We start from the raw sequence: 21,076 nt of genomic DNA on the forward strand, positions 1-21,076 counted from the left end.
TCACCTACAACCACCCCATGGAATGGCGTGATCAGGGCATAGTGCTGGCGGTTCGGCCGCATGGCGAGACGTCGGCAATTGTCGAGGTTTTGACGGCCGGGCAGGGGCGTCATGCCGGGCTGGTCCGAGGCGGGCGGTCGCGCTCGATGCGGCCGATCCTGCAGCCGGGCAACCAGATCACGGTCAATTGGCGCGCCCGCCTGTCGGAACATCTCGGCATGTTCCAGATCGAGGCGGATGATCTCACTGCCGGCATGGTGATGGAGGACCGCACCGCGCTGGCCGGACTCAACGCCGCTTGTGCGGTGGCGGTGATGTGCCTGCCCGAACGCGAAGCCCATCCGCGTGTGCATCAAGGCTTCCAGCTCCTGCTGGGCGCCTTCGACGATCCCGACATCTGGCCGGCGCTGTATGTGCGTTGGGAGGCGGGCCTGTTGTCAGACCTCGGCTATGGGCTCGACATGTCGGCCTGTGCCGTCACCGGCGTCACTGAGGACCTGACTCATATCTCGCCGCGCACCGGCCGCGCCGTCTGCCGCGAGGAAGCCGCCCCCTACGCCCCCAAACTCCTCGAACTCCCGCCCTTCATGGCCGGATCCGGCAAGATCGAGGAGGGCGACATCGCCCGAGGCCTGGCCCTGACCGGCTATTTCCTCGAACGCCGGGTTTTGTGGCCGATCGACAAGCAATTGCCGGAAGCGCGCGGGCGCTTGATGGCGGAGCTGGAACGGGTCGGGCGGTTGTGATGGCCGTGAAATGGACCCGCCTTCCATACACGCCTGACCTTGTCCTGTTTGAGACAGGCGTCGGATGTGTTTCGCTTGATCCTCCGAATATCGCATCCAAGCTCGGCATGTCGTGTGATTCCGGGCACGATGAGCTTGATCATTTTCAGGTTCTGGTTTTGGAAAGCGATGGTGTGCGGATTGGCTTTCTTCGTCACAGAGGAACTCCTCGATTGGAATTCAGCACGGTCTGCGACCTGGGGGGTAGCGCTGGCAACGGGATTGAAGAACGCTTGGCGAGTATTTTGCCGGAACTCGCCCAATCTTTCGAAAGGTATCCAGAGCGCTGGTGAACGGAATGGAGCCTCGCTTTTTGTCTGTTCTTCGTTACAATGCCCCGATATCCGATGAGGTGGGAACAGCCACCCCACACACCCGGAAGGGTAGAGGCTTCGAGCCGAGAGATCGCGGTTGGCAACGCGCTCGGATATATAATGGGTCGCGCGATGGGCGGCCCTTTTTAGTTCGCACGCACCACCATTCCCCACAGCTAATCCTGCGTCTCACCCCTGCGCACCTCGCCAGCCCTGCCTATACTGACCCAAACGCGAATCAGTCAGGTGGGCTTCATGGGCGATCATTTTGATCCCGACGGCGGGCATATCATCGAGGAGACGTTCAACGAGGCGCTGTCGCGGCGATATCTCGCCTATGCGCTCTCGACGATCACCCAGCGGGCGCTGCCCGATGCCCGTGATGGCCTGAAACCTGTCCACCGGCGTCTCTTGTACGCCATGCGCGAGCTGAAGCTGAACCCGGACCAGGCGTTCAAGAAATCGGCCCGTGTGGTCGGTGATGTGATCGGTAAATACCACCCGCATGGCGACCAGTCGGTCTATGAGGCGCTGGTCCGCCTGGCCCAGGATTTCGCCTCGCGCTATCCGCTGGTCGAGGGGCAGGGCAATTTCGGCAATATCGATGGTGATGGCGCGGCCGCCATGCGTTATACCGAAGCCCGCCTGACCAAGGCGGCGGAACTGCTGCTGCAGGATATCGACCAGGGCACGGTTGATTTCGAGGAGACCTATGACGGCTCCGAGCGCGAGCCGCTGGTCCTGCCCGGTGCATTCCCCAACCTCCTCGCCAATGGCTCGACCGGTATTGCCGTCGGCATGGCGACCTCGGTGCCGCCGCACAATGTCGCCGAGATCTGCGCCGCCGCGATGACGCTGATCGACAATCCGGAGACCGAAACCGAAGCGCTGCTTAAGCATATCAAGGGGCCGGACCTGCCGACCGGTGGCACGATCGTCGAACCACCCGAAGCCATCCGTTCGGCCTATGAGACCGGGCGCGGTGGCTTCCGGGTGCGGGCCAAGTGGGAAAAGGAAGACATGCCGCGCGGCATGTGGCGCATCGTGGTCACCGAAATCCCGTACCTGGTGCAAAAATCCAAGCTGGTCGAACGCATCGCCCAGCTCATGGACGCCAAGAAACTGCCGCTGCTGGACGATGTGCTCGACGAGAGTACCGAGGATATCCGCCTGGTGCTGGAGCCGAAATCCAAGCTGGTCGATCCGGCCATGCTGATGGAAAGCCTGTTCAAGCTGACCGATCTGGAAACCCGGGTCTCGCTGAACCTCAATGTGCTCGACCCCAAGGGCGTGCCGCGGGTGATGAGCCTGCGCGAGGTGCTGCAGATATGGCTGGAGCATCGCCGCGAGGTCGCGGTGCGGCGGGCGACGACACGCCTGGCCAAGGTCGAGGACCGGCTGGAAGTGCTGGCCGGCTATCTCATCGTCTATGCCGACCTGGACGAGGTGATCCGCATCATCCGCTTCGAGGATGAACCCAAGGCGAAGCTGATGGCGCATTTCGAACTGACCGAGCGTCAGGCCGAAGCCATTCTCAACATGCGCCTGCGCGCCTTGCGCAAGCTGGAAGAGCTGGAAATCCGCAAGGAGGACGAGAACCTCCGCGGCGAGCGCAAGACCTTGAAAGAACTGATCGGGTCGACGGCGCTGCAGTGGGACAAGGTGCGCGGCGAGGTGAAAAACCTGGGCGAGATTTATGCCGAGACCACGCCGCTGGGCAAGCGCCGCACCGTCTTCGACAAGGCGCCCGACATTTCCGGCGAAGCGCCGATCGAAGCCTTTGTGGTGCGTGAGCCGATCACCGCTGTGCTGTCAGAACGCGGCTGGGTGCGGGCGCTGAAAGGCCATATCAACGACGTCACAGAGCTGAAGTTCAAGGAAGGCGACAAGTCGGCCTTCGCGGTGAAATGCGAGACCACCGATCGCCTGTTGATGTTCGCCACCGACGGCAAGTTCTACACGCTGGAAGCTTCCAAACTTCCTGGCGGCCGCGGCCATGGCGAGCCGGTGCGCCTGCATGTCGACCTGCCTGACGATGCCGCGCCGATCGGTCTGTTCAAATACGATCCCGAACGCACGCTTCTGGTGGCATCCGACGGTAATTCCGGTTTCCGCGTCCAGGAGAAGGATTGCCTGGCCCTGAAGAAGGGCGGCAAGCAGATTCTCAACCTGGCCGAAGGCGACGAGGCCTTCCTGTGCATCCCGGCGACTGGCGACCGCGTCGCCTTGATCGGCGAGAACAAGAAATTGCTGGTCTTCGAACTGGAGGAAATCCCGGTCATGAGCCGCGGCAAGGGCGTCAAGCTCTTGGGCGGCAAGGGTGCCAAACTGGCGGACGCAACCGTGTTCAATGCCGAAGACGGGCTGACCTGGCTGGACGGGGCCGGACGGCGTTTCAATCTGGATGACTGGCTGTTATGGACCGCCAAGCGGGCCCAGGCCGGCAAGATGATTCCGCGCGGTTTCCCGCGTTCGCTGCGCTTTTCGCCGCGCGGCTCGGAATTCCTCGCTTCACAGGCGAAAGCGGAATAAGTAGTGATTTGAATGCGCAACGCCCGGTTCGGGGGTTGAGCGCCCTGTAATATTGCCCCTCAAGGAGAGACAGGCATGGATACCGGCCTCATTCTATTGCTCGTGATCATCGCCCTCGGCGTGTTTCTGGTCATGGTCTACAACCGGCTTGTCGCGCTGCGGCAGACCTGCAACCAGGCTTGGGGCGATATCGATGTCCAGCTGAAACAGCGCCATGATCTGGTGCCCAATCTGGTCAGCACGGTCCAGGGCTATGCCAGCCACGAGAAAGAGACGCTGGAAAACGTCATCAAGGCGCGCCAGACCGCGATTGATGCGACCTCGGTAAAGGATCTGGCCGGGGCCGAGAACATGCTCTCCGGCGCGCTGCGCCAGCTGTTTGCCCTGTCGGAAGCCTATCCCGACCTGAAGGCCAACCAGAACTTCATGCAGCTGCAGGCCGAGCTGTCCGATCTGGAAAACAAGATCGCTGCGGCCCGCCGCTTCTTCAACAACGCCGTCAACGAATACAACACCTCGACCGAGCAATTCCCGGCCGTGGTGATTGCCAATTCGATGGGCTTCAAGCAGCGCGAATATTTCGAAGTCGGTGAAGCCGAGCGCGGCGCCCCGAAGGTGCAGTTCTAGGTCATGTTGGGCGGCGCGGCAGGGCTCCGCACCCATATCTGGAACAATAATCTGCGCTCGGTCTTTCTGCTGGCGGCCTTTCCGGTCTTGCTGGTCGCCATCGGCTATGCGCTGACCATATTGATGACCGGCTTCGGCGACCCGTCCTATACCCAGTCGGGCAAGGACGGGGCCGGGCTTGATTTCCTGACTTCGGAAGCCTCGCGACTGCCCATGATCGCGGCCTGGTCCCTGGGCATTGCGGCCATCTGGTTCGTCATTGCTTGGTTCTTTCACCAGTCGATGATCAATGCCGCCACAGGGGCGCGTCCGGTTGACCGGAAGGCCGAGCCGGAACTCTACAATCTGCTGGAAAACCTGTGCATCTCGCGCGGGCTGACCATGCCGAAACTGGCGGTGATCGAGACCGGTGCACTCAATGCCTACGCCTCGGGTGTGCGCGAGGGGCAATATACCGTCACCGTGACCCGCGGTCTGATGCAGCGTCTCGACAAGGCCGAGCTGGAAGCCGTGCTGGCGCACGAGCTGTCGCATATCCGCCATCACGATGTGCGGCTGCTGGTCATCTCCATCATCTTTGTCGGCATCATCTCCTTTGTTGCCGAGATCATGTTCCGGCGCATGTTCTGGATGGGGATGCGCGCGGGTGGCGACAGGCGTTCCGGCGGCCGCGGCGGCGGGCTGGTCATCGTGATCGCCATTGCCATCATCGTCGTGGCTTACTTCCTCGCCATCATGATCCGCTTCTCGCTGTCGCGTCGGCGCGAATACATGGCCGATGCCGGCGCCGTCGAGCTGACCCGCAATCCCGACGCGATGATCTCGGCGCTGGAAAAGATTTCCGGGAATTCCGACATTGAGGACTCACCGGATGAAGTCCGCGAGATGTTCATCGAGAATCCGAAATCCGGCTTCATGGGCGTGTTTGCCACTCACCCCCCGATCGAAAAACGGATCAAGATGCTGGTCGAGCATGCGGGTGGAAAGCGGCGTGGGCGCGGGAGCGCGGTGCCGGAAGTGTAGGCGCGCACCGCCTTTCATTGGCGCCGCCGCGTAGCAACAGCTAGGCTGTTTCGCGGGAACGGGGTTTTCCGGGGGAACATCATGAAATACCTGCTCAAAGCCGCCATCTTGATCGGATTGGGTGGGCTTACCGCCTGTTCGACGCCGGGATACCGAACGCTGAATCCATCCTGCCTGAGCCTCGACGGGGCACCCAAATACCAGCGCGACGGTCATCAGGACACGACCTATGTCATCGCAAGGCTGGCGGGGCACTCGGACGAGGATGCGGCGCGTCTCGCCTTTTTCAACCAGGCGGCCGACGACCTGGCGCTGCGCTATGCAGCGCCCCAGGTGAGCGTTTGGGGATTGTTCGGGGCTTGGGGCTATCGTCACCGGATCAACGCCGTTTTGCACTCCCTGCATGGCGGAGACCGCAACGCTGTTGCGCGGCGGCGAGCCGACCTTGCCGCCATGGTCGAGGCACGCGTCAGGTCGTCTGACAGTGTGGACTGGCAAACCGGCTTTTTGATCCATGCCCTTGGCGACAGTTATGCGCATACCAATCCGGCTGGCGAGGCCTATGGCGAGCTTTACGGTCACGCGATGGATGGACATGCGCCTGATCTCGTGGGCAATCGGCGCGAGCTGTACATCACCTATATTGAGGCGCTGTTTGATGCGCTGGAACGCTATACGGCAAGCGATCGCGATGCGCTCGCCCGGCTGAAGCGGGATCTGCGTGCATTGCCGGAGGGAGATATTGACGGCCACCGCGTAGCGATCCTGGCGATGCGGGGCTATTATTCATCGCGCCCGCGGCTAGATTGCGATGCGTTGGCCCGAACGCTGGACATGGGTGAGGTGAACCGCTTCCTGCGCGATGTCGAAGACGGATTTGATCGGAGTGCCAGCTCAAGCTAGACGCGCTTGATCGTCAGTCCGCCTGATTGCGCGAGCGTATAGAAGAGCACTGCCTGGATGGCGAATGTGATGTAGCCGGTCGGCAGGTTGAAGCTGCCATTACTGATGATCGTCAGCCAGCCGCTGATGTGAAGTATCAGATCAAGACAGGCCGCCAGAACGATCCAGCGTGACCGACGGATGGCCAGGGCCAGAGCGACGCACAGAACCAGAATCCGCAATGGCGGCGCCAGCAGGGCCCACAGCGGTGTCGATTGCAGGATATAGCGGGCGTTCTCGGGTTCGGGCGTGAGCTGATATTGCCCGGCAAGGACCAGAAGGATCTGGATCGAGAAAAATGCGGGGATCGCCATCAGCGCAATCAGGATCCCGGCGATAAGTCGACGATTTCTCAGCATCTATCCCTTGTCTGCGGCCGCCCCGGGTCCGCGCGTTGACGTCCCGACCGCAAAGCCGTCGGTAGCAAGTCAGTATCTTAGGGCAACCGGATCGCTCGGGGAAGAATGTTTTGGTGACAGGGTAAACTCAGGCGGTCGGGGGCGTCTGGTCGGCGCTGGAAACGGGATCCTGAGAGGCAACAGGATCCCGGTCAGGCCCGGCGGCGCCGGCATGGTCTTCTATGTCGTCCGCCTCTGTGTTCGCGGCGCTGTCGACTTCGTCCTCGTGCTCGTCCAGAAGTCCTGCATAGCTTTCGCGGAAGATGAACCAGACCGAGGTGAAGAGCGCCGCGATAACCGGGCCGATGATGATGCCGACGGCGCCGAACAGGGTCAGACCGCCCAGGGTCGAGATCAGCACCATCAGGTCGGACATCTTGGCATCCTTGCCGACCAGGACCGGGCGCAGGATATTGTCCGAGGTCGAGACCACGATGGCGCCCCAGGCAGCCAGTCCGCCGGCGGCAATCGGATGCCCTGTGGCGGCCAGCCAGATCGCAGCAGGGCCCCAGATCAGCGGCGGTCCGATCATCGGGATAATCGAGAGCAGGGCGGCGATGGCGGCCCAGAAAATCGCGCCTGGTACACCGGCGACGAAAAGACCCACCCCGGTCAAACCGCCCTGGACCAGGGCGATCAGGAAAGAGCCCTTCACCGTTGCGCGGATGGTGGACAGGGCCCGCTCGGCCAGCAACTCGCGCGCCTCGACGGTCATCGGCAGCAGTGTCACTGCCGAACGCGCCGCATTGCGTCCTGTCATCAGGAAGAAGAACAGTGCGTAGACGAGAATGAAGAAATTCAGTGTCGCCACCAGGAAGCCGCCCGTGCCGGCACGCAAGGAGCCGACCAGCATCCGTCCGACTGACCCGGCCAGATTGCCGATCTGGGCGGTCAGCGTCGCCTGGTATTCGATCATCTCGTCACGGAAGGGCAGCCAGTCCGGCAGCCCGTCGAGGCCATTGGTGCGGATCTCGGTGACCTGCGACTGGACCCAGGGGGTGACCATGCCGGTCACATCAATGGCCTGTTCGGCCACCAGTCCCAGCAGGATGGCCGCGGGAATGACGAAGGCCAGCACAGCCCCGGTGACCAGCAGGCCGGCAGCCAGTCCGCGCCGCTTGCCCAGCTTGCCGCTGAGCCAGTCATGCGGCTTTGCCAGGAAGAGGGTGATCACGCCGGCCAGGAAGAGCGCGGCGAGATAGTCGCGGATCATCCACAGGAAGATGCCGGAGATGATCAGGGCCAGTGCAGCGATGAAGGCGCGTTGCAGTTCCAGCTTGCGTGACGGGCTCATGGGGCGGGCCTCCTAGCCGTACAGCCATTGCGGCAGACCGGTCGCCAGCCACGGGAAGGCGGCGACCGCGATGATGGCGAGTATCTGGATGATCACGAAGGGGATGGCACCGCGATAGATGTCGGTCGTCCTGACGGTCTTGGGCGCCACACCGCGCAGATAGAAGAGGGCGAAACCGAAGGGCGGGGTCAAAAAGCTGGTCTGCAGGTTCATCGCCATCAACACGCCCAGCCAGACCGGATCGACACCCATCATCAGCAGGATCGGCGCGACGATCGGCACCACCACGAAGGTGATCTCGATGAAGTCGAGGAAGAAGCCGAGGATGAACATCACCAGCATGACCACTGCGACGGCACCGAACACGCCGCCCGGTACGGCGTGCAGTGCTGCAGCCACCGTGTCGTCGCCGCCGAGTTCGCGGAAGATCAGGGAGAAGAGGGACGCGCCGATCAGGATCACGAACACCATGGCCGAGATCATCGCGGTCGAGCTCATCACCTCATCGAGCACGCCGGAGCGCTTGAGACGGATCAGGCTCCAGCCAGCACCCAGCACGGTGATGGCCACCAGAGCGCCCGTCAGCACGCCGCCGACTGTGCCCAGATCGGTCACATACAGGCGGCGCTCGGCGCCGATATTGGCCACCACAACAAGCGCGATCAGGCCGAGCAGCGCCGCCAGACCCAGATAGCTGACAAGCTGGCCAAGGCGGGGATTGCTGTCGCGCCCGGCATTGCGGGCTCCGGCGATGAAGGTCGCACCGACGGCGCCGACACCGGCGGCTTCGGTGGGTGTCGCCAGCCCGGTCAGGATCGAACCGAGCACCCCGATGATCAGGGCCAGTGGCGGTACCAGCGCGTGTAACAGGCTGCCCAGCGTCACCTTGCCTTCGGCGGGCGCGGCCGGGGCGCTGTCCGGCTTCATGATCGCCATCACGATCTGATAGCCGATATAAAGCGTGACCAGCAGGATGCCGGGAATGAGGGCGCCGGCGAACAGATCGCCGACCGAGACGATGTCGGGCGAGAAGATGCCCTGCGCCCGTTGGGCTTCCTGATAGGCGTTGGAAATCTGGTCGCCGAGCAGCACCAGGACGATGGAGGGCGGGATGATCTGGCCGAGCGTGCCAGACGCAGCGATTGTACCGGTGGCCAGGGCGGGGTCATAGCCGCGCTTGAGCATGGTGGGGAGGGAGAGGAGGCCCATCGTCACCACGGTCGCGCCGACAATGCCGGTCGAGGCGGCCAGAAGACCGCCGACGATGACCACCGAGATCCCGAGACCGCCCCGCATCGAGCCGAACAGGGCGCCCATGGCCTCGAGCAATTCCTCGGCGATCTTCGACTTCTCCAGCATCACGCCCATGAAGACAAACAGTGGCACGGCGACCAGGATCTGCCGGTCCATCTCCATCAGATTGCCGTAGATGCGCTGCGGGAAGGCCCTAAAATGGATCGGGTCAAACTCGCCAATGGCCATGCCGATCAGGGCGAAGGCGAGGGCGACGCCAGCGAGCGTGAAGGCCACCGGATAGCCGCGTAGCAGCGCCGCAAAGGCGGCCAGGAACATCAGGAAGGGCAGGAGTTCGATGAAGAGTGTCATGGCTCAGATCTCGCCCTCTGCCGCGGCAGGCAGCGCAGGGGGCGTTTGCCCGGCCAGGGTCATGGCCGCGCGTGCCGCCATCGAGAATCCTTGCAGGATCATCAGGATGGCAAACAGCGGGATAGCGGTCTTGAGCAGGAATACGAAGGCCAGCCCATCGCTCTCTCGTGAGCTCTCCAGGATACGCCAGGTGGAGTTGAGATAGCCGGTCGAGGACCACAGGATCAGCGCGCTCATCGGCATCAGGGCGAGATAGGTGCCCAGAAGGTCGACCCAAGCGCGGCCGCGCTCGCTCATTTTGGCGAAGAAGACATCAACCCGCACATGCCCGCCATGCAGCAGGGCGCTGCCGGACGAGAGCAGGAAGAGCAGGGCGTGCATGTAGATCACGCTCTCCGCCAGCTTGGTCGAGGCATAGCCGAACACATAGCGCTGGATCACGATGATGGCGGTGGCGATGACCAGGCCAAGGGCAAACCAGCGGGCGGCACCGGCGATGATTTCGGTGATCGCATCGATGCGGATGGCGACATTGGCGAGCCCGGTCCAGACCGGTCCGGGCAACCGGGCAAAACGGCCGATTGCTCCGCAGACAAGCGGCACAAGCAGGACGGGCGATGTCCAGAGGCCAAGCTGGGCCAGGCGTTCACCGGTCCGCTGCGCCAGCCCGGGCAGGCTTTGATCCAACAGGGCGCCGAACTGGCCGTCGGTGATCATGTCGGTCACCAACAGGATGAGCGACAGCAGTATGACCGACGCGAGCAGCCCGTCCCCCTTGCGCATGACTATCGTCCCAGGACGCGTTCGCGTTGGACCATGTAGGGCATTTCGGAGATCCGGCCCCAGCCACGCATTGATTCGCGGGCTGCGAAATAGCTGTCATAGACGCGGCGTGTGAACGGGTCGGCATTGCCGGTATCGGCGACAACCTGTTCGGCGATCGTGCCGATCCGGGCCCAGATCTCGTCGGAGAACTGGCGCAGCTCGACACCATGCTCGTTGACCAGAACATCCAGCGCGATGCCGTTCTGGTACTGGAATTCGGCAATCGAGATATTGTTCGCCGTCCGGCAGGCCGAGGCGATGATCGCCTGGTGGTCGCTGGCCAGCCCGTCCCAGACGGTCTTGTTGATGCCGACGCCGAGGCAGGAACCCGGCTCGTGAAAGCCCGGCCCGTAATAATAGGGCGCTTCGCGATAGAAGCCGAAGGCCAGGTCATTCCACGGGCCGACCCATTCGGTGCCGTCGATCGCCCCCGATTGCAGCGCCGGATATATCTCGCCGCCGGACAGGGTCACCGCCGCCCCACCGAGCTCGCGCAGGACATTGCCGCCGAGACCGGGAATGCGCATGCGCAGGCCGCGGAAGTCTTCCAGCGTATTGATTTCGCGCTTGAACCAGCCACCCATCTGATGGCCGGAATTGCCGGCCTGGAAAGGCTTGATGTTGAACCCGGCTGACAGTTCGTCCCATAGCGCCTGGCCGCCACCGGCTTCAACCCAGCCCATGATCTCATAGGCGGTCATACCCATCGGCACGGCGGTGAAGAAATTGAAGGCCGGCGACTTGCCCTGCCAGTAATACTCGGCGCCGTGATACATGTCGGCCGTGCCTTCGGAGACCGCGTCAAAGGCCTCGAAGGCCGAGACGATCTCGCCGGCGGCGTAGACGCGCACTTCCAGCGACCCGCCGGACATGCGGTTGATATAGTCCGCGACATTATTGGCGGCGGTGCCCAGGCCCGGGAAGTTGGCCGGCCAGGTGGTGACCATTCGCAGGCGGGTGACACCGCGATTGATGTTCGGGGCCACCGGTGCGCCGGATGTATCCTGGCCGGTTTCCCCGCAAGCGGTGGCAACCGTGGCCGCAGCGACAGCGCCGCCGCTGATGAATGTGCGTCGATCCATGTTCAACTCCCCCGCAATTTCGCCAAGCGTTGTCGCTCAGTCGAAATCGTCTTCTTCGTCTTCGATATCATGGTTAGCGAGTTCGGCATGTGGCTGCCAGCCCGACGGCGTCAGAACTTGCAGCGGCTGATACTGCGCCTTGTAGCTCATCTTGCGACTCTGGCGGACCCAATAGCCCAGATAGACGAAGGGCAGGCCGGCCAGTTCGGCCTGCCTGACGGCGTCCAGGATCATGTAGGCCCCGGGGCTTCGGTGCTCCCAGTCCGGATCGAAATAGCTGTAGATCAGCGACAGACCGTCTTTCAGGACATCGGTCAGGGCGGCGGCCCGCAGCACACCGTCGCTGTCGCGATACTCCGCGACATGGGTACGCTGGGCGCCTTCCTCGACCATCATTACGTATTCGCCGAACGACATGCCGGCCATGTCGCCATCGCCATGGCGGCTGTCGAGATAGCGCGAGAGCAGGTCGAACTGCTCCATCGTTGCTGTCTGGGCATCGACCGAAACGTGAAGGTCGCGATTGCGGTTGGCGATCTTGCGCCAGCGACGCTTCCACTCAAAGGCTTCGGCGTCGATGCGAACAGACTTGCAAGCGTCACAGGCTTCGCAAGCAGGACGATAAAGGACGCCCTGGGAGCGCCGGAAACCGGCATGGGTCAGCGCATCATTGAGAGCCGGGCCTTCACCGATATCGATACGGGTGAAGACCTTGCGTTCATAGCGTCCGGGCAGGTAGGGGCACGGCGCCGAGGCCGTGAGGAAGAAGGGGATCTGCTTGGTCGCGAACGGGTGTGTCACGCCTGTTGCCTTCTGTCGCGCCGGGTTTGCCGGGTTGGCCCTGTCATCTCGATCAGGCCAGTCCGAATGCGTATTGCAGGCTGACATAGACCGTGTAGGCAATCCAGAACAGAACCACCATCGGCGCGCCGGCCCGCAAATAATCCGCAAAGCGGTAATGGCCGGGCCCCATCACCAGAAGATTGGTCTGATAGCCGATTGGCGTGGCAAAACAGGTGTTTGCCGCAAACAAAACGGTCATCGCGAACATGGTCGGATCTGCCCCCATCTGATTGGCCGCGCCGACGGCAATCGGCGTGAACAGGATGGCCGTGGCGCTGTTGGACAATACATTGGTCAGGATCGCGACCAGCAGGAAGAGCGCCGACATCAACACGATGGGGCCGAATGGCGCGAATACCGAGACGACGCCGGTCGCAAGCAGGTCAGCCCCGCCCGTCACCTGCAGCGCCGTTCCCAGCGAGATGGCTGAGCCGATCAGCAGATAGACCCGCATGTCAAAAGCCCGGGCAGCCTGCCGTGTATTCAGGCAGCCGGCCACGATCATCGCAACGGCACCGAGGAAGGAGGACAGGATGATGGGCAGGATACCGGTCGCCGCGGTGACCACGACGCCGCCGAAAATCAACCTTGCCAGGTTGGCGCGGCGGGGGTCGGCCAGCGAAGTCGTCGCCCACTCCATGACCAGCAAATCCCGGTCGGCGCGCAGGCTGCGCAAGGAGGAGGAGGCGCCGAACAGGAGCAGGGTGTCACCGGCTTCCAGGCGGATCTCGCCCATGCGGGAACGGATCATGCGAGAGCGGCGCTGGATCCCCAGCACCACGCAGCCGGTCGCGTGCCGGAAGCCGATCTGGGCAATGGTGCGGCCGATGACCCTTGAGCCCGGAGCCACGACGGCTTCTGCCATGACAAGGTTTTCGCCTGGTGTCGGGCTTTCGCCGGGGCCGGACGCCTCCAGCATGCCGCGCATGAAGTCGGCGCGCTTGGCGAGCAGATTGGTCAGGGTCTGACGGGTCGCGGCAACAATCACCAGGTCGCCGGTCTTCAGCTCGATCTGGTCGAAGGGCGGGAGCAGGGCGTGTTCGCCGCGCTGGATCATGCGGACCGTCATGTCAGGCAGGTCGACAAACATGCCGGCGACCGGCTTCTTGCCGACTAGTGGATGGTCGCTCGTGACTTCCAGCTGGGCGATATATTGCTTGCCGCCCGCTCCGGCGATCTCACTCTCCATCGAGGCTCGGTCGGGCAGGAGGTAAGGCAGTATGAAGACAATGTAGACAACGCCGACCGCGGCCAGGAACAGGCCGGGAATGGTCGGCGTGAAAAAGCCGAGTTGCTCGCCTGTTACATTGAGCAGGGTATCGGCGACCAGCAGGTTGGTGGACGAACCGATCAGCGTCGTCATGCCGGCGAGGATGCACAGATAGCTCAGCGGGATCATCAGCTTGGAGGGGCTTTTCTCCATTCGTTTGGCGATTGCCACCAGAATCGGCACGAACATCACCACGACCGGTGTGTTGTTGATGAAGGCACTGATGACAAAGACGAAGGCGAACATCCCGACCAGGGTCATTTTCGGGTGCTGGTCGTAGGAATCCAGCAGGCGCTGGGTCGGGCCTTCCATGGCTCCGGTCTGGAATATGCCCTGACCGACGATCAGCAGGCACAGGATGGTGAACAGGGCCGGATTGGCAAAGCCTGCCAGAAGGTCCGCCGTGCTCGGATTGCTGGTCTCGAGCGGAAACAGATGGAAAAACGCCATCAGAACGGCCACGATCGAAGCCGAAACGATTTCGATCGGCACGCGGTCCCAGACGTAAAAAACAATCGCCAGCGTCAACCCGCCGAGAATTGCCCACATTTGCCACACATCAAGTGATGCTGATTCAATCATCGCAAATTTCAGGAAGCCGTGGATCCGATATATCCGCAGCAAAACGCTAGCACGCGGCTGGCCGGCTTGCGAAGCCTTTCATGCGCTTGTTTGCACAGACGCTTCTCGTCGTGCGGGCTGCGCGGGGGCTGGCCCTGTCACCTGAGCCAGACAGTCAATCCGGATCTCACAAAAATAACTGATTGGTTAAATAACCAATTGGTGTAATAAGGGGGCATGACTGATTCACACCAGCTCGACAGAGTGTTCTCCGCGCTCGCACATCCCGTTCGCCGGGGGATTTTGGCCCGCCTCGCCGAGGCCGACGCCACGGTCAATGAACTGGCAGAACCCTTTGAGATGAGCTTGCCGGCGATATCCAAGCATTTGCGGGTACTGGAAGCTGCGGGAATCATTTCGCGGGGAAGGCGCGCCCAGTTCCGGCCCTGTCATCTGAATACGGAACCGCTCGAAGCGGTGACCCGATGGAGCGATCAATATCGCCACATCTGGGACGCCCGGTTCGACGCCATGGACGGCATCATCAGGACGATCAAGACGAAGGACAAGGCAGATGGCTGACGAACACGACTGGGTGAGGATCGAGCGGACGTTCGACGCTTCTATTGAGCTTGTCTGGCGCATGTGGACCGAGCCGACATTGTTCAGCGGCTGGTATGGGCCGAAAGGTTTTTCCGTACCGGTGGCCGAGATGGATCTCAAGGTCGGGGGGACTCGAAAAATCTGTATGGAGATGAAGGCGCCAGACCGAACCATGACGATGTGGTTTACCGGCATATACCGGGAAATCTCGGCGCCCCACCGCCTGCGCTATACAGAAAGCATGTGTGATCCGGACGGCAATATCCTGAAGCCCGAAGCGATGGGCATGCCGGAGGGGACGCCCGAATTTACCGAGGTGATCGTCGACCTGAGCGAACGGGATGGCAGGACAGTTATGGTCATGACCCATGTCGGCGTACCGGCGGGCACGGCCGGCGAAGGCGGCTGGAACCAGGCATTCGAGAAACTGTCGGACGCCTTGGTGCGAGCCTAGAGCTCGTGCCCGTTCGGCATGACCGGGGCTTCGCGCAGCAGGACAACCGAGATACGGCGATTGCCCGGCATGTAGGGATCATCCGGATAAAGCGGCTCTGATCCCGCCTTGCCGCGCACCTCATAGATGCGGTCATCGCTGATGCCGGCACGTTGCAACACGGCGCGGGCGGCGTTGGCGCGGTCGGCGGAGAGTTCCCAATTGGTGTAGTCTGACCCTGGCGCGGCCGGGGCGCTGTCGGTGTGACCGGCAACCGAGAGGCGATTGGGCAGGCGCTCCGCGATACGGGCGACGGCGCGCAACAGCGTGACCGCGCGCTCGTTCGGCCGGGTCGCGCCCGGATCGAACATCGGCCGGCCTTCCTGGTCGATCAACTGGATGCGCAGGCCTTCCGGCGTCTCGTCGATCAGGACGTGATTGGACAGTTCCGCCAGCTCCGGCATCTCCTGCATCGCCTGACGCAGGGACATGGAGGCGGAGTGCAGCTCTGCCGCGTCGCGGCGCTGCTGGGCCTCGGCCATGGCGGAGGCGGTAATCTCGGTGACCGATTCCACAGCTTCCGGGGATCCCTCCGGCGTTTGCTGACGGTCGCGGTCATTGAGTTGCGGCGCGGTAGGCGCAAGGCGTTGACGCTGCGAGCTGTCTCCGGAACCCTGCACGCCGTCATCGCCTGGCGAGGTACCCGCGAGCGGGGCGCCGGATCCGGAATTGGATGGCGAGACGCTGGCGGGCGCGAAATAGTCGGCAATGCCGCGTTTTTGCTCGGGTGTGGTGGTGTTGATGAGCCACATCAGAAGGAAGAAGGCCATCATCGCGGTGACGAAGTCGGCATAGGCGACTTTCCAGGCGCCACCATGGTGTCCGCCGCCGCCGCCCTTGACGACTTTCTTGATGACAATCGGCTGATCCGAGGCTGCCATGTCCACCCACCTTGTTTACATACCTTGCTGTCTTGTAGACCGTTATCCTTAAGGTCCGGTTTCGAAACCCGAACCTGCCGCAAACCGACGGGGACTAGCCTTGGCCGACAGCCGCTCCTTCCGCGATGCCCTAGGGCGCTACCCGACCGGGGTCGCCATTGTGACTGCCTTTGTCGATGGCAAGGCGCTCGGGATGACGGTCAATTCCTTCGCCTCGGTTTCACTGGACCCGCCGCTGGTGCTGTGGTCGATCGAGACCGCCAGCGAGCGCTACGCGATATTCGACAGGGCCGAACACTGGGGCGTGAATATCCTGGCGGGAGATCAGGCCGGCCTGGCGCATGCCTGCGCTCTGGAGGCCGATCTGGCCGCCTGCCGTACGGGCTGGAGCGGTGACACGGTCCCGCTGATCGATGGCGCGGTGGCCCGTCTGACCTGCAAGGCCGAGGCGGTTCATGCCGGCGGCGATCACGACATCATGGTCGGCCGCGTGCTGGCGATCGACACGCCGCGTGACGTGCCGTCGCTTGTTTTCTACCGCTCGACCTATTGCGAACCGGGCTGAAGCCGCAGCACTGACAGACCGTCCGGGGCGTTGTCCATCGTCCAGCCTGTGGGAATGGTGATGTACTCGCCGCGGCCCCACATCGGTGCCAGATCATCATAGTGACGTGACATCACATTGCCGGACTGCCCGGTTGTGATCATGAAACGTGAGGTGTCCGGCGACGCCATGTCGTAGAGCGCCCGGTAGGACGCGCCATGGAATACTTCATAGCCGGGCGTACGGTATGAGTAGTGGGCGACATTCACCGTCGACCCGTCACCCGGTACCGGCGTGGTGATGGTGAACCAGTCCGACAGCACCGGGAAATCGGAAAACGGTCGGTGGGCATGGCGGGCATAATGCACCTCGCCCCAGCGCCATTCTGAAACATCCGGTCCATAATCGGCCATGGCTGCAGCCATCGCCTGATCGAGCGCCGGGCCGGTCAGCTCCTGGCAGCTCACCTCGCGCGCGACCGCCGGGTTGTCGCACCAGTGACCGAGATCGCCGGTCAGCACGTCCATCATGAAGACGCGGCGATCGCCATGCCAGGCCGGCAGGAGCTCACCCAGCTCGTCGCCATAAATGTCGCTCGAGAGCTGTCGCATCCAGGCCGAATAGATCAGCGGCTCGGGCCGGTCGACGGCCATGTCGGCGTCCCAGTCAGCGAGCAGGGCAAGCGCATCGCGCCCGGCTTGTGTCTGCGGCTCGGCCTGCAGCAGGACCGGCAATAGCCGCAGCGCTGTGTCACTGACCGTATCAACCTGCAGCGCCTGTATGGTCTCGATGTCGTGGATGGGGGCGGCATTGATTCCGTCGTGGATCCGCCGGATGCGCGAGACGCCATACCATTCCGAGGTCAGATAGTGCGGATAGTCGTCCGGCACGATCTTGTTGTTGGCGGTGGCGACGAAGCCACGGTCGGGATTGAGGGTGTGTGGCAATTCCTCGAACGGAATGGTCGAGACCCAGTTGCCAGCCTCGTCGCGGACCGGGATCCGGGCCGGCGCGTAAAAGCCGATATCGCCGTCACGATCGGCAAAGACCATGCTCTGCTGTGGCGCGACAAAATTGCGGATCGCCGAGACGAATCCGTCCCAGTCATCCGCCTCGATGATGTGCAGGCCGACACCGGTCGTCGCATCGTCCGGCTCATCGAGCATCCATTGCAGGGCAAAGAAATCACTGCCGTCCGGCACTGGATAGTTGAAATGCTTGGGATCCAGCACCGGTCCTGTTGCGGTCTCGCGGCGAGTGATGATGACGTCTTCGCCGAAGCGGACCGTGATGTGCTCCTCGCGCTGGCCGGTGACATCGGCTTCGGTGACAGCGTGCAGGTCACCGACATCGGGGCCGGTATTGGTGAAGCCCCAGGCGATCTCGTCGGTGCGTCCCAGCGTGACAAAGGGTGTTCCGGGCAGGGTGGCGCCGACGACCGAGCCTTGCGGCGTGGTCAGGCGGGCCAGATACCAGATCGCCGGCGCCGCCAGGCCCAGATGCGGGTCATTCGCCAGGATCGGCAGGCCGGTCGTGGTCCGGGAGCCGGACAGGACCCAGTTGTTCGACCCGTCGCGCCCATTGTCCTCGGGCCCCATGACGGGTGCGGGTTCTTCGGCCGGGGGCAGGGTGGTTGCCTCGATGCCGATATCGGCCATGGTCAGCGAGCGCGGCGCGTCGTCCGGGTAGCGTCCGATGAACTCGGCCGTGCGCTGTTCGCCCAGCTGGGCCACCAGGGCTGCCATGCGCGGTTCCTGGAAGGCATTGCCGAACAGGTCCAGTGCGATCGCCTTGTAGACCACGACGGTGTCGGCCGGCTGCCAGGGCTCGGGATCAAACATCAGGATCTGGAATTCCGGCGGCGGCACGAAGCCGGGCGCATTGATGACCGCGTTGACGCCGTCGGCATAGGCTTGCAAGGCGGCACGGACATCATCGGGCAGATTGTCGACCGCGGTATCTGAGGCCGTCCCCAGCCCCATGGTGCGGAAGAAGATGTCGGTATCCAGCCCTGGCTCTCCCAGGATTTCGGCGAGTCGTCCGCGCAGGGCGCGGCGGGTGATTTCCATCTGCCACAGCCGGTCCTGGGCATGGGCGACGCCCATGGCATAAAAACCATCATGCTCGGTCTGGGCGAAAATATGGGGAACGCCATGGCTGTCGCGGGCGATGGTCGCCTCGGCGTGCAGACCGGCCAGGCTCATCTCGCCGGTCGTTTGCGGCAGGGAGGCATAGAGCCGGTTGGCAATGACCAGCGCGCCGACAAGGGCCAGCGCGACCAGTCCTCCGGCGGCCCAGCCGAGATAGCGCAGAACACGTTTGATCATGATGACTTGCTCCCCATTCGCGGCGAGACTAGCAAGGGTCTGATTGATTGGGGAGAGCGCAATGGCACGCTGCACGTTTTTGGGTCTCGGAGTGATGGGCTATCCGATGGCCGGTCACCTGACCGCCAACGGCCACACGGTGACGGTCTGGAACCGCACGGCCAGCAAGGCGAAGGCCTGGGCCGAGCAGTATGCCGGTTTGGCCGCTGAAACCGTCGAAGCCGCCGTCGCCGAGGCGGATTTCGTCCTGATGTGTCTGGGGGATGACCCCGACGTCCGTCGCGTGGCCGAGCAGGCGATACCGGCCATGAAGCCGGGTGCCGTGCTGGTCGATCACACCACCGCATCGGCCGAACTGGCGCGCGAGCTCGACATCGAGGCCCGCGACGCCGGGATCGGTTTCCTCGACGCCCCGGTCTCGGGTGGTCAGGCCGGAGCCGAGAACGGCCAGCTGGCCATCATGTGTGGCGGCGAGGCGGACACCTTTGCCGCCGCCGAGCCGGTCATGGGCAGCTATGCCAAGGCGATCACGCTGATCGGTTCCGCGGGTGCCGGTCAGCTGTGCAAGATGGTCAACCAGGTCTGCATTGCCGGCATCGTCCAGGGCCTGTCCGAAGGCCTGCATTTTGCCCAGCGCGCCGGTCTTGACCCGGAACTGGTGATCGGTGCGATCTCCAAGGGTGCGGCCCAGTCCTGGCAGATGGAAAATCGCTGGGAGACCATGGTCGCCGGCAAGTTCGACTATGGTTTTGCCATCGACTGGATGCGCAAGGACCTTCGCATCACGCTGGACGAGGCCCGCCGCAATGGCTCGACCCTGCCGGTCGCGGCTCTGGTCGATCAATTCTATGCTGACGTCCAGGCCATGGGCGGAAATCGCTGGGACACGTCCAGCCTGATTGCGCGGCTTGAGCGCCCGGAGAGCGGGAGCCAGTGATGAGCGAACCCAAGGGCTATATAGCCAATGATCCGGTCGTCATGGGTGTGTGGAAGCGCCTGACCGAGCTGTTTGCGGTCTGGCGCCTGATCGTATTCGCAGGCTTTTCCAAGCGTGCGCTGTATCACGTCACCAATGACCAGATGAGCACGCTGATGCGCTCGCGCCACTGGAAGCTCGCCCTTGGCCTGCTCGGGGGGCTGGATGAGGCGCAGGTTGTTTTTCTGGCCGAGTGGGCCCGGCTCAATGCAGAGCGGACCGAGCGCATTTTCCGGTCTGTCGCACTCATGCTGGTCACCATTCCGGTCGCGGCCGTATTCGGGATATCCGAGATTGATCAGGGAATCTGGGCGCGTCTGGGATTTGAGCGGTTCGAAACAATCGTCTTCATTCTCGGCCTTTGGATCATGATCAGCGGCGTCCTGATGGCAGCGGCCTGGCGGGCCCGTGACCTTTCGGACCTCCTGGAGCTGGAGAAGGCCCGCCGCGCGCTCAAACGCGCGCAGGCGCAAGCTCCAAGCAGTGACGAGACGGCAGGCGCGTGAGTATCGAGCTTCTCTTTGTCGTTCTCGATTATGCCGGAATCGGCTTCTTCGCCTATTCCGGCGGCATGCTGGCGGCGCGCAAGGCGCTCGATCCCTTTGGTGCGGCGATTATTGGTGCTGTGACCGGAATGGGCGGCGGCACGTTGCGTGATATCCTTCTGGGTTCCTTGCCGGTCTATTGGATCGCCGAGCCGAAATACCTTGCGGTCGCGGTGGCCGGCGCATTGCTGGGCTATTTCACCTCGCCCTGGGCGCAGGCCATCGCCACCCGCCGCGCCGCCCTGATCTGGGCCGATGCGATCGGCCTGTCGGTCTTCTGCGTTCTGGGCGCCCAGGCCGGTCTCGCTGCTGGCGCCCATTGGACGATCGCGCTTTTGACCGGAATGATGAGTGCGGCCTTTGGCGGCCTGCTCCGGGACATCATCGTCAATGACGTGCCGCTCGTCCTGCGCGAGGATATCTACGCGCTCGCGGCCCTCGCGGGCGCCGCCGCCTATGTCGGCGGGATGACGCTGGGTCTCAATCCAAGCCTGGTGACGCTCGGTTCGGCTTTGCTGGCGCTGGTCCTGCGCGGCTGCGCGATCCAGTTCAAATGGTCGCTGCCGGCGATCAAGCTGGGTGATTAGGGCAGGGTCGCAAGCGGTC

Annotated in this window: 21 protein-coding genes; 12 read left to right on the forward strand and 9 right to left on the reverse strand. The window is 63.1% G+C overall.

Going from position 1 to position 21,076, the window contains the following annotated elements:
- Nucleotides 1-17 precede the first annotated feature (17 nt).
- The 6 genes from recO (at nt 18) to ACN0X9_RS08690 (ending at nt 6,184) form a co-directional block, all read left to right on the forward strand.
- Entirely contained in the window at nt 18-746 is a 729-nt protein-coding gene (gene recO, locus ACN0X9_RS08665) for a DNA repair protein RecO (protein ID WP_417487216.1), read from the forward strand.
- Nucleotides 746-1,078, forward strand: coding sequence for a hypothetical protein (locus ACN0X9_RS08670; RefSeq protein WP_417487217.1), 333 nt, complete (start codon nt 746-748; stop codon nt 1,076-1,078). Before recO ends, ACN0X9_RS08670 begins: the two co-directional genes overlap by 1 nt.
- 276 nt (nt 1,079-1,354) lie before the next feature.
- On the forward strand, nt 1,355-3,631 hold the full coding sequence (gene parC / locus ACN0X9_RS08675) for a DNA topoisomerase IV subunit A (protein WP_417487218.1): 2,277 nt from the start codon (nt 1,355-1,357) through the stop codon (nt 3,629-3,631).
- A 75-nt stretch (nt 3,632-3,706) separates the two neighbouring features.
- The gene (locus ACN0X9_RS08680) at nt 3,707-4,258 is read left to right on the forward strand and encodes a LemA family protein (RefSeq protein WP_075190624.1); all 552 of its coding nucleotides are present in this window, start codon (nt 3,707-3,709) and stop codon (nt 4,256-4,258) included.
- Nucleotides 4,259-4,261: 3 nt separating this feature from the next.
- Nucleotides 4,262-5,281, forward strand: coding sequence for a M48 family metallopeptidase (locus ACN0X9_RS08685; RefSeq protein ID WP_417487219.1), 1,020 nt, complete (start codon nt 4,262-4,264; stop codon nt 5,279-5,281).
- Nucleotides 5,282-5,362: 81 nt separating this feature from the next.
- Nucleotides 5,363-6,184, forward strand: coding sequence for a hypothetical protein (locus tag ACN0X9_RS08690; protein WP_417487220.1), 822 nt, complete (start codon nt 5,363-5,365; stop codon nt 6,182-6,184).
- Here the strand turns inward: ACN0X9_RS08690 and ACN0X9_RS08695 are convergent.
- The 7 genes from ACN0X9_RS08695 to ACN0X9_RS08725 all read right to left on the reverse strand — a co-directional run bounded on the left by ACN0X9_RS08695 (nt 6,181) and on the right by ACN0X9_RS08725 (nt 14,089).
- The gene (locus ACN0X9_RS08695; protein WP_417487221.1) at nt 6,181-6,582 is read right to left on the reverse strand and encodes a hypothetical protein; all 402 of its coding nucleotides are present in this window, start codon (nt 6,580-6,582) and stop codon (nt 6,181-6,183) included. The two genes, ACN0X9_RS08690 and ACN0X9_RS08695, sit on opposite strands and share 4 nt — an antisense overlap.
- Nucleotides 6,583-6,709: 127 nt before the next feature.
- A complete protein-coding gene (locus ACN0X9_RS08700) occupies nt 6,710-7,915 on the reverse strand; it encodes an AI-2E family transporter (protein WP_417487222.1) in 1,206 nt (401 codons plus the stop codon).
- Nucleotides 7,916-7,927: 12 nt separating this feature from the next.
- A complete protein-coding gene (locus ACN0X9_RS08705; protein ID WP_417487223.1) occupies nt 7,928-9,520 on the reverse strand; it encodes a TRAP transporter large permease in 1,593 nt (530 codons plus the stop codon).
- A gap of 3 nt (nt 9,521-9,523) precedes the next feature.
- Nucleotides 9,524-10,303, reverse strand: coding sequence for a TRAP transporter small permease subunit (locus tag ACN0X9_RS08710; protein WP_417487224.1), 780 nt, complete (start codon nt 10,301-10,303; stop codon nt 9,524-9,526).
- A gap of 2 nt (nt 10,304-10,305) precedes the next feature.
- Complete coding sequence (locus tag ACN0X9_RS08715) at nt 10,306-11,427, reverse strand: TRAP transporter substrate-binding protein (protein WP_417487225.1); 1,122 nt, start codon at nt 11,425-11,427, stop codon at nt 10,306-10,308.
- A 36-nt stretch (nt 11,428-11,463) separates the two neighbouring features.
- Nucleotides 11,464-12,228, reverse strand: coding sequence for an arginyltransferase (locus ACN0X9_RS08720; RefSeq protein WP_417487226.1), 765 nt, complete (start codon nt 12,226-12,228; stop codon nt 11,464-11,466).
- A gap of 52 nt (nt 12,229-12,280) precedes the next feature.
- Nucleotides 12,281-14,089, reverse strand: a complete 1,809-nt coding sequence (locus ACN0X9_RS08725) for an SLC13 family permease (RefSeq protein WP_417487227.1) — start codon at nt 14,087-14,089, stop codon at nt 12,281-12,283.
- 249 nt (nt 14,090-14,338) lie between these two features.
- Here ACN0X9_RS08725 and ACN0X9_RS08730 point away from each other — a divergent pair, with 249 nt between their 5' ends.
- Together ACN0X9_RS08730 and ACN0X9_RS08735 are read left to right on the forward strand one after the other, a co-directional pair.
- The gene (locus ACN0X9_RS08730; protein ID WP_417487228.1) at nt 14,339-14,683 is read left to right on the forward strand and encodes an ArsR/SmtB family transcription factor; all 345 of its coding nucleotides are present in this window, start codon (nt 14,339-14,341) and stop codon (nt 14,681-14,683) included.
- Nucleotides 14,676-15,158: an SRPBCC family protein gene (locus ACN0X9_RS08735; RefSeq protein WP_417487229.1), complete on the forward strand. Its 483-nt coding sequence runs from the start codon at nt 14,676-14,678 to the stop codon at nt 15,156-15,158. The genes ACN0X9_RS08730 and ACN0X9_RS08735 overlap by 8 nt, the downstream gene beginning before the upstream one ends.
- Here the strand turns inward: ACN0X9_RS08735 and ACN0X9_RS08740 are convergent.
- Nucleotides 15,155-16,078 (reverse strand): flagellar motor protein MotB, encoded by a 924-nt coding sequence (locus ACN0X9_RS08740; RefSeq protein WP_417487230.1) that lies wholly within the window; start codon nt 16,076-16,078, stop codon nt 15,155-15,157. The two genes, ACN0X9_RS08735 and ACN0X9_RS08740, sit on opposite strands and share 4 nt — an antisense overlap.
- A gap of 100 nt (nt 16,079-16,178) precedes the next feature.
- Here ACN0X9_RS08740 and ACN0X9_RS08745 point away from each other — a divergent pair, with 100 nt between their 5' ends.
- A complete protein-coding gene (locus tag ACN0X9_RS08745; RefSeq protein ID WP_417487231.1) occupies nt 16,179-16,643 on the forward strand; it encodes a flavin reductase family protein in 465 nt (154 codons plus the stop codon).
- Here the strand turns inward: ACN0X9_RS08745 and ACN0X9_RS08750 are convergent.
- On the reverse strand, nt 16,625-18,949 hold the full coding sequence (locus tag ACN0X9_RS08750) for a penicillin acylase family protein (protein WP_417487232.1): 2,325 nt from the start codon (nt 18,947-18,949) through the stop codon (nt 16,625-16,627). The genes ACN0X9_RS08745 and ACN0X9_RS08750 overlap by 19 nt on opposite strands.
- A 61-nt stretch (nt 18,950-19,010) precedes the next feature.
- On the opposite strand from ACN0X9_RS08750, the gene ACN0X9_RS08755 reads away from it, so the two are divergent.
- Genes ACN0X9_RS08755 through ACN0X9_RS08765 form a run of 3 tightly spaced genes read left to right on the forward strand, consistent with a single transcriptional unit; the run spans nt 19,011 to nt 21,057 of the window.
- On the forward strand, nt 19,011-19,886 hold the full coding sequence (locus tag ACN0X9_RS08755; RefSeq protein ID WP_417487233.1) for an NAD(P)-dependent oxidoreductase: 876 nt from the start codon (nt 19,011-19,013) through the stop codon (nt 19,884-19,886).
- Nucleotides 19,886-20,431, forward strand: coding sequence for a hypothetical protein (locus ACN0X9_RS08760; protein ID WP_417487234.1), 546 nt, complete (start codon nt 19,886-19,888; stop codon nt 20,429-20,431). Before ACN0X9_RS08755 ends, ACN0X9_RS08760 begins: the two co-directional genes overlap by 1 nt.
- On the forward strand, nt 20,428-21,057 hold the full coding sequence (locus tag ACN0X9_RS08765; protein ID WP_417487235.1) for a trimeric intracellular cation channel family protein: 630 nt from the start codon (nt 20,428-20,430) through the stop codon (nt 21,055-21,057). Before ACN0X9_RS08760 ends, ACN0X9_RS08765 begins: the two co-directional genes overlap by 4 nt.
- The last annotated feature ends 19 nt before the right edge of the window (nt 21,058-21,076 follow it).

Origin of the sequence: Maricaulis sp., from assembly GCF_048268525.1 — a bacterium.
Classification (GTDB): Bacteria; Pseudomonadota; Alphaproteobacteria; order Caulobacterales; family Maricaulaceae; genus Maricaulis.

Coding starts and splice junctions, on each gene's coding strand:
- recO (WP_417487216.1), top strand. CDS start 18: ATGGAATGGCGTGATCAGGGCATAGTGCTGGCGGTTCGGCCGCATGGC.
- ACN0X9_RS08670 (WP_417487217.1), top strand. CDS start 746: ATGGCCGTGAAATGGACCCGCCTTCCATACACGCCTGACCTTGTCCTG.
- parC (WP_417487218.1), top strand. CDS start 1,355: ATGGGCGATCATTTTGATCCCGACGGCGGGCATATCATCGAGGAGACG.
- ACN0X9_RS08680 (WP_075190624.1), top strand. CDS start 3,707: ATGGATACCGGCCTCATTCTATTGCTCGTGATCATCGCCCTCGGCGTG.
- ACN0X9_RS08685 (WP_417487219.1), top strand. CDS start 4,262: ATGTTGGGCGGCGCGGCAGGGCTCCGCACCCATATCTGGAACAATAAT.
- ACN0X9_RS08690 (WP_417487220.1), top strand. CDS start 5,363: ATGAAATACCTGCTCAAAGCCGCCATCTTGATCGGATTGGGTGGGCTT.
- ACN0X9_RS08695 (WP_417487221.1), bottom strand. CDS start 6,582: ATGCTGAGAAATCGTCGACTTATCGCCGGGATCCTGATTGCGCTGATG.
- ACN0X9_RS08700 (WP_417487222.1), bottom strand. CDS start 7,915: ATGAGCCCGTCACGCAAGCTGGAACTGCAACGCGCCTTCATCGCTGCA.
- ACN0X9_RS08705 (WP_417487223.1), bottom strand. CDS start 9,520: ATGACACTCTTCATCGAACTCCTGCCCTTCCTGATGTTCCTGGCCGCC.
- ACN0X9_RS08710 (WP_417487224.1), bottom strand. CDS start 10,303: ATGCGCAAGGGGGACGGGCTGCTCGCGTCGGTCATACTGCTGTCGCTC.
- ACN0X9_RS08715 (WP_417487225.1), bottom strand. CDS start 11,427: ATGGATCGACGCACATTCATCAGCGGCGGCGCTGTCGCTGCGGCCACG.
- ACN0X9_RS08725 (WP_417487227.1), bottom strand. CDS start 14,089: ATGTGGGCAATTCTCGGCGGGTTGACGCTGGCGATTGTTTTTTACGTC.
- ACN0X9_RS08730 (WP_417487228.1), top strand. CDS start 14,339: ATGACTGATTCACACCAGCTCGACAGAGTGTTCTCCGCGCTCGCACAT.
- ACN0X9_RS08735 (WP_417487229.1), top strand. CDS start 14,676: ATGGCTGACGAACACGACTGGGTGAGGATCGAGCGGACGTTCGACGCT.
- ACN0X9_RS08740 (WP_417487230.1), bottom strand. CDS start 16,078: ATGGCAGCCTCGGATCAGCCGATTGTCATCAAGAAAGTCGTCAAGGGC.
- ACN0X9_RS08750 (WP_417487232.1), bottom strand. CDS start 18,949: ATGATCAAACGTGTTCTGCGCTATCTCGGCTGGGCCGCCGGAGGACTG.
- ACN0X9_RS08755 (WP_417487233.1), top strand. CDS start 19,011: ATGGCACGCTGCACGTTTTTGGGTCTCGGAGTGATGGGCTATCCGATG.
- ACN0X9_RS08760 (WP_417487234.1), top strand. CDS start 19,886: ATGAGCGAACCCAAGGGCTATATAGCCAATGATCCGGTCGTCATGGGT.